Annotated in this window: 6 protein-coding genes; 2 read left to right on the plus strand and 4 right to left on the minus strand. The window is 71.7% G+C overall.

Translation table 11 applies throughout. From position 1 onward, the window contains the following. Nucleotides 1-409: 409 nt before the first annotated feature. The gene (locus ADK54_RS08825; protein ID WP_053724998.1) at nucleotides 410-802 is read right to left on the minus strand and encodes a cupin domain-containing protein; all 393 of its coding nucleotides are present in this window, start codon (nucleotides 800-802) and stop codon (nucleotides 410-412) included. A gap of 183 nt (nucleotides 803-985) precedes the next feature. Here ADK54_RS08825 and ADK54_RS08830 point away from each other — a divergent pair, with 183 nt between their 5' ends. Further along, nucleotides 986-1,939: a helix-turn-helix domain-containing protein gene (locus ADK54_RS08830; protein ID WP_053724994.1), complete on the plus strand. Its 954-nt coding sequence runs from the start codon at nucleotides 986-988 to the stop codon at nucleotides 1,937-1,939. On the opposite strand, the gene rarD is transcribed toward ADK54_RS08830, so the two are convergent. Next, nucleotides 1,936-2,937: an EamA family transporter RarD gene (gene rarD / locus ADK54_RS08835; RefSeq protein ID WP_107090491.1), complete on the minus strand. Its 1,002-nt coding sequence runs from the start codon at nucleotides 2,935-2,937 to the stop codon at nucleotides 1,936-1,938. The genes ADK54_RS08830 and rarD overlap by 4 nt on opposite strands. A gap of 100 nt (nucleotides 2,938-3,037) precedes the next feature. Then, nucleotides 3,038-3,895: an SDR family oxidoreductase gene (locus ADK54_RS08840; RefSeq protein WP_053724995.1), complete on the minus strand. Its 858-nt coding sequence runs from the start codon at nucleotides 3,893-3,895 to the stop codon at nucleotides 3,038-3,040. Nucleotides 3,896-4,059: 164 nt separating this feature from the next. Between ADK54_RS08840 and ADK54_RS08845 the strand changes: the two genes are divergently transcribed. Continuing rightward, nucleotides 4,060-4,458, plus strand: coding sequence for a winged helix-turn-helix transcriptional regulator (locus tag ADK54_RS08845; RefSeq protein ID WP_053724996.1), 399 nt, complete (start codon nucleotides 4,060-4,062; stop codon nucleotides 4,456-4,458). Between the two features lies 1 nt (nucleotide 4,459). On the opposite strand, the gene ADK54_RS08850 is transcribed toward ADK54_RS08845, so the two are convergent. Next, nucleotides 4,460-6,409 (minus strand): APC family permease, encoded by a 1,950-nt coding sequence (locus ADK54_RS08850; RefSeq protein ID WP_053724997.1) that lies wholly within the window; start codon nucleotides 6,407-6,409, stop codon nucleotides 4,460-4,462. Nucleotides 6,410-6,565 lie beyond the last annotated feature (156 nt).

A 6,565-nucleotide genomic window follows, 5' to 3' on the forward strand; every position in this document is an offset into this window, starting at 1 on the left:
TCCGCCCCGGACCCCCGTTCGCGCCTGAAGGGCGCTCGTCCTCAAACTCCCCCAAGGCCTCAAGGGCCAGGGGGGACCCCCATGACAGGCTGAAGATGCTCGGCCTGCCAGGATCAACCCTGCTAGGGGCGCGGGGAACTGCGCGAGCAACCACACACGGTCCGCTTCCCGCCGGGCGGGTATGCCCGCACTGGGTGCTGTCAGGGGCGCGGGGAACTGCGCCAGCACCACGTACGGTCCGCGGTCGAATGCGGGGCCGGGGCGCGGGGAACCGCGCGACCGGTCGTTCTCGGCCCGCAGTTCACCCGCCTCGCATCCGCGAAGTGGCCCGCCCCGGTCGGCCCGGTCCAGCCCCTCCGGCGTCTGAGGAGCGGGGTTCGAGGGGCGGAGCCCCCGAGGGGGCAAGGGGTTACCGGAGGGCGTGGCCCACCGTCGCTTCCACGTGGGACGGGACGGCGTCATGCCGGTCGCCCACCGTCAGCGTCCCCGTCGGCTCGAAGAGCAGGATCGACGCCCCCGCCTCCGACGACGGCTTGTGTTCCGTGCCGCGCGGCACCACGAACACCGCCCCCTGCGGCAGCACCACCTCCCGCTCCCCATCCGCCTCCCGCAGCGCGATCCTCAGCTCGCCCTCCAGCACCAGGAAGAACTCGTCCGTGTCGTCGTGCACATGCCATACATGCTCGCCCGCCACCTTCGCGATCCGTACGTCGTAGTCGTTCACCTGGGCGACGATCCGAGGGCTCCACAGGGCCTCGAACCTCGCGAATGCGGTCGAAAGAACAACGGGCTCGTTGGTCATGCGCTCATCAGCCATGCCCTCATCGTCGCCGTGGCGCCTTAGCCCCGCGAGTGCTACGAATCGCACATGTCGCAACGATCCTCGCAGCCCGACACAGGCGCTCGATGGCCCGACGCGGGTGACCGATGGCCTGCCGCACCCGCCCGGCAGCCTGCCGCACCCGCCACTCCCCACCGCGTCGTCGTGATCGTCGACGAAGGGTCCAACCCCTTCGAACTCGGCGTCGCCACCGAGCTGTTCGGGCTGCGGCGGCCCGAGCTCGGTCTCCCCGCGCACGGCTGGTACGACTTCACGCTCGCCGCGGCCGCGCCCACCGTACGGATGCACAACGGCATGTTCACGCTGTCCGGCGTCGCCGACCTCGGCGCGGTCGACTCCGCCGACACCCTCATCGCGCCCAACCGGCCCGACCCGCTCAGCACCCCCACCCCGGCCGTCCTCGACGCCGTGCGGGGTGCCGCCGGCCGGGGTGCGCGGCTGGTCAGTTTCTGTACGGGCGCCTTCACCCTGGCCGCCGCCGGGGTGCTCGACGGGCGCCGGGCCACCACCCACTGGCGCTGGGCGGGAACCTTCGCCGAGCGCTACCCCGACGTGCTGCTACAGCCCGATGTGCTGTTCGTGACCGACGGGGACATCCACACCGCCGCCGGCAGCGCGGCCGCGCTCGACCTCGGGCTCCAGCTGATCCGGGTCGATCACGGCGCCGAGATCGCCAACGCCGTGAGCCGACGGCTCGTCTTCGCGGCCCATCGGGACGGCGGGCAGCGGCAGTTCGTGGAGCGGCCCGTCCCCGCCGTGCCCGACACGTCGCTGGGCGGCGTGCTCGCCTGGGCGCAGGAACGCCTCGATCAGCCACTCGGCGTCGCCGACCTCGCGCACCGCGCCTCGGTCAGCCCGGCCACCCTGCACCGCAGGTTCCAGGAGCAGCTCGGCACGACCCCGCTGGCCTGGCTCACCTCGGAACGGGTCGCCCTCGCCTGCCGCCTCATCGAACGCGGCGAGCCCGGCCTCGACCGGGTGGCCCGGCTCAGCGGCCTCGGCACCACGGCCAACCTCCGCGTCCGGATGCGCCGCGAGACGGGGCTCAGCCCATCCGCGTACCGCTGCAGATTCGCAACCCAGGGGACCGCCCCCTAAGACCCCTGCGCCTCCGGCGTCCTGGGCTCGCGCTGGGCCGGCGGGATCAGGCCGGGCGGCCTCGGCGTGACCGGCGCGTTCGTGATGGCCGAGGCCAGGGCCTTGCGGGACAGGCGGGCCGTGCGCAGGGCGTCCCACGTCAGGGTCGTCAGGGCCAGCCACACCAGCGCGAAGCCCGCCCAGCGCTCCGGCGGCATCTCCTCGTGGAAGTACACGATCCCGAGCAGGAACTGGAAGACCGGGGCCAGGTACTGGAGCAGTCCCAGGGTCGAGAGCGGCACCCGGATCGCCGCCCCGCCGAAGCAGATCAGCGGGATGGCGGTCACCACTCCGGTCGCGGCGAGGAGGGCCGCATGGCCCGGGCCCTCGGACCCGAACGTGGCCCGGCCCTGGCCGCTCAGCCACAGCAGGTAGGCGAGCGCGGGCAGGAACTGCACGGCGGTCTCGGCGGCCAGGGATTCCAGGCCGCCGAGGTTCACCTTCTTCTTGACCAGCCCGTACGTCGCGAACGTGAACGCCAGCGTCAGCGAGATCCACGGCGGCCGCCCGTAGCCCACCGTCAGGACGACCACGGCCGCGGCCCCGATCCCGACCGCGATCCACTGGGCCCGCCGCAGCCGCTCCTTCAGGATCAGCACGCCCATCGCGATGGTGACGAGCGGGTTGATGAAGTAGCCGAGCGACGCCTCCACCACGTGGCCGGAGTTGACCGACCAGATGTAGACGCCCCAGTTGACCGTGATCACGGCGGCGGCCACGGCTATCAGGCCGAGCCTGCGCGGCTGGCGCACCAGCTCGCCGATCCAGGCCCAGCGCCGCATCACGAGCAGCACGACGATGACGAGCGCCAGGGACCACACCATGCGGTGGGCCAGGATCTCGATGGCGTCGGCGGGCTTGAGGAGCGGCCAGAACAGCGGGACGAGGCCCCACATCCCGTACGCGCCGATCCCGTACAGCAGTCCGGTCCGCTGTTGCCCCGCCGACTCCTTGGCCACTGGCCCTCCCTGCGCGCGCTCGATCCCACAGAAGGCAGAAGGTAGCGCCGAACGGCCGCGGTGTCATGTCCGTCCCGCGATACGGTCCTGACGTTGCTCGTTACGCGCTCACGGCTTCCCGGACCGTCACCGCCAGCGGCGTCGTCGGGCGGCCGATCAGGCGGGTCAGGTCGCCCGAGGTGCCGGCCAGGCGGCCCCGCTCGATGGCGTGGTCCACGTCGACCAGGATCTCCGCGAAGGCGGCCGGGAGGCCCGCGCCGGTCAGGACGGCGAGGTGGGCCTCGGGGGTGACGGAGGTGTAGGCGATCGGCTTGCCGGAGGCGGCCGCGACCTCGGCCGCGTACTCGGCCAGCGACCACGCCACGTCGCCGCTCAGCTCGTACGCCCTGCCCAGGTGGCCGTCGCCGGTCAGCACCGCGGCCGCGGCCGCCGCGTAGTCCGCGCGGGCCGCCGAGGCGATGCGGCCCTCGCCCGCGTTGGAGACGACCGCGCCGTGCTCCAGGACCGGGGCGAGGTTGGCCGTGTAGTTCTCGGTGTACCAGCCGTTGCGCAGGAACGTGTACGGCAGCCCCGAGTCGAGGATCAGCTGCTCGGTGGTCTTGTGCTCGTCGGCGAGCGCGAAGTCGGCGTCGGGGCCGCCGAGGATGCCGGTGTAGGCGAGCTGGGCCACGCCCGCGGCCTTCGCGGCCTCGATCACGGCGGTGTGCTGCGGCACTCGCCGACCGACCTCGCTGCCGGAGATCAGCAGCACCCGGTCGCCGGCCCGGAAGGCCCCGGCCAGGGTGGCGGGCTCGCTGTAGTCGGCCATACGCAGCTCTACGCCCCGCGCGGCGAGGTCGGCGGCCTTCTCCTTGTTGCGGACGACGGCGGCGATCTCGCTCGCCGGGACCCGCGCGAGCAGCTCGTCGACGACGAGACGGCCCAGCGCTCCGGTGGCTCCAGTGACGACGATGCTCATGGGATGACTCCTTCTGCGGCGGTTTCGTAGCGCTCGGTGAAGCGCTCGGAATAGCGATTGGTGGAGCGATTCGGGGTGGTTCCTCGTGGCTCCTTCGCTTCGATCTCCACCTTACGGAGAGCGCTAACCTTCCGAAAGTACCCACTCTGAAGTAAGGTACTGGCATGGGAGTAAGTGAGCGTGAGGCACGGGCCGAGCGCGAGGCGATGTGTCCGCACCGGCTCGTCCTGGAGCACGTCACCAGTCGATGGGGCGTGCTCGTCCTGGACGCGCTGCTCGACCGCTCGTACCGGTTCAGCGAGCTGCGGCGCGAGATCGGCAGGGTGAACAAGGTCAGCGAGAAGATGCTCGCCCAGACGCTCCAGACCCTGGAGCGCGACGGCTTCGTGCACCGCGACGCCAAGCCCGTGATCCCGCCCCGCGTCGACTACTCGATCACCCCGCTCGGCCGCGAGGCTGCCGAGCAGGTCCGGGCGCTGGCCCGCTGGACGGACGCACGGATGGACGACGTGCGGCGGGCGCGGGCCGCCTATGACGCGGCGCGGGAGTCAACTGCCTTGTAGATCAGTCCGGTTGGGGGGTGCGGCCCGCCTCCAGGGAGCGCAGGGCGCGGGACACGTCGAAAGGCAGGATCGTCACCGCCACCGAGGGAAGGTGCTCCAGGGCCTTCGCCATCTCCTCGGCGGTGCCCCGGTGCAGCAGCTTGCCCAGCGCGTTGGAGTACAGGCGCCGGGGGACCAGGACGGTCAGCGAGGTCGCGCCGTCCTCGGTGGTACGTCCGGCCAGTTCCGCCATGGCGTGCCGCAGGCGCCGGTCGGGGCACTCCACCACCTCCAGCGGCACCGAGGTCGCGGCCGTCGCCTCCCAGGACGCCGAGAGCCTGCGCGCGTGTGCCTCGTCGATCGCGAAGTGGACGGCCCTGATCTCGTCGGGCCGCACCTCGTGTGCGTACCGCAGGGCCTTGACGGTGGCGAGGTCGAGGGTTTCGACGAGGACGAACACCAGGTGGCGCCGGTTGCGGGGCCGGTCGGCGCCGGACAGCTGGATGGTGCCGAGCACCGCGGCCTCGCTCCGGTATTCGCGGTTGATCCGGGTCAGCGCCCACACCCCGAGCGGGAACACCACGACCACCAGCCAGGCGCCCTCGGTGAACTTGGTGACGGCGAAGATCAGGACGACGGTCGCGGAGACCACGGCCGCCAGTGCGTTGACGCCGATCTTCAGTTGGCGGTGCCGCTCGCGCCGCCGCCAGTGGTACGCGGTGAGTCCCGCCCCGGCCATCGTGAACGCTGTGAACACCCCGATCGCGTACAGCGCCACCAGCTTGTCCACGCTCGCGCGGGTCACCAGGAGCAGGGCCATCGCGACGACGGTGAGCGCGATGATCCCGTTGGAGAAGGCCAGGCGATGGCCCCGGCGGGTCAACTGCCGTGGCAGGAAACGGTCTTCGGCCACGAAGCTGGCCAGGTAGGGGAAGCCGGTGAAGGGGGTGTTGGCGCCCGTGTAGAGGACCAGCGCCGTCGCCAGCTGGACGAACACCAGGCCCGCCGTCCCCAACACCCCGCCGCCGAAGGCGAAGTGGGCCTCCTGCGCGATCACGGTCGGGGTGCCGTCCCGGTACGGAACCGCGTGCGTGAAGTGGGCGAGCGTCGAGACGCCGAGGACCAGGATGCCCAGGACGCAGCTCATCGTGATGAGGGTGCGCCGGGCGTTGCGGCCCTGCGGTTCGCGGAACGCCGAGATGCCGTTGGAGATCGCCTCAAGGCCGGTCAGCGAGGAGCCGCCGTTGGCGAACGCGCGCAGCACGATGAACAGCGAGGCCCCGTACAGCCAGCCGTTCCCCGGCGCGCCGACGGGAATCACGCCCGCCGCGTGCAGATCGGCCCGGGGCAGCCCGCCGGTCAGGCCGCGCACTGCGGAGACCGCGAGCACGAGCCCGACGGCTGCCATGAACAGATAGGCGGGCAACGCGAAGAGGCGCCCCGCCTCGCGCACGCCGCGCAGGTTTCCGTACGCGAGGAAGAGGATCACCCCGGCGGAGATGGGGAGTTGGAGGTGGTCCATGGCGGTCTGCCCGCCGCCGACGAGGTGCGCGAGGGAGATGATCGCGTTGGTGCCGGCCGAGACCTGGACGGCGACGGTGACGATGTAGTCGACGAGCAGTGCGACCGCGGCGATCTGCGCGATGGTGGGGCCGAAGTTCTCGCGGGCCACGACGTAGGAGCCGCCGGCCCGGGTGTAGATCATGACGACGTCGCTGTAGCAGAGCGTCAGCAGGAGCAGTACCAGCAGGATCGCGCCGGTCACCGGCATGAGCAGGGAGAACGCGGCCGCCCCCGCCACCGGGACCAGGACCCGGAGCATCTCCTCGGAGCCGTACGCGGATGAACTGATGCAGTCCGAGGCAAGCACCCCGAGCGCCGTGCGGTTGTTCAGCTTCTCCTCGCCGACGCGCTCGGTCGTGAGGGGCTTGCCGAGCAGGCGTCGCTTGACGCGGTACGCGAGACGGTCCATCCCCCTATGAGAACGGGTGCCCGGCCCGGGGTCCATGCAGACTCCCCGGCCGGGCACCCGGTTCTGGTGTGGTGGGGTCAGCCGATGACGGTCCAGGTGTCTTTGCCGGCGAGGAGGGTGGCGAGGTCGCCCTTGCCGTTCTGTTCGATGGCGGTG

Origin of the sequence: Streptomyces sp. WM6378 (genome assembly GCF_001279695.1) — a bacterium.
GTDB lineage: Bacteria > Actinomycetota > Actinomycetes > Streptomycetales > Streptomycetaceae > Streptomyces.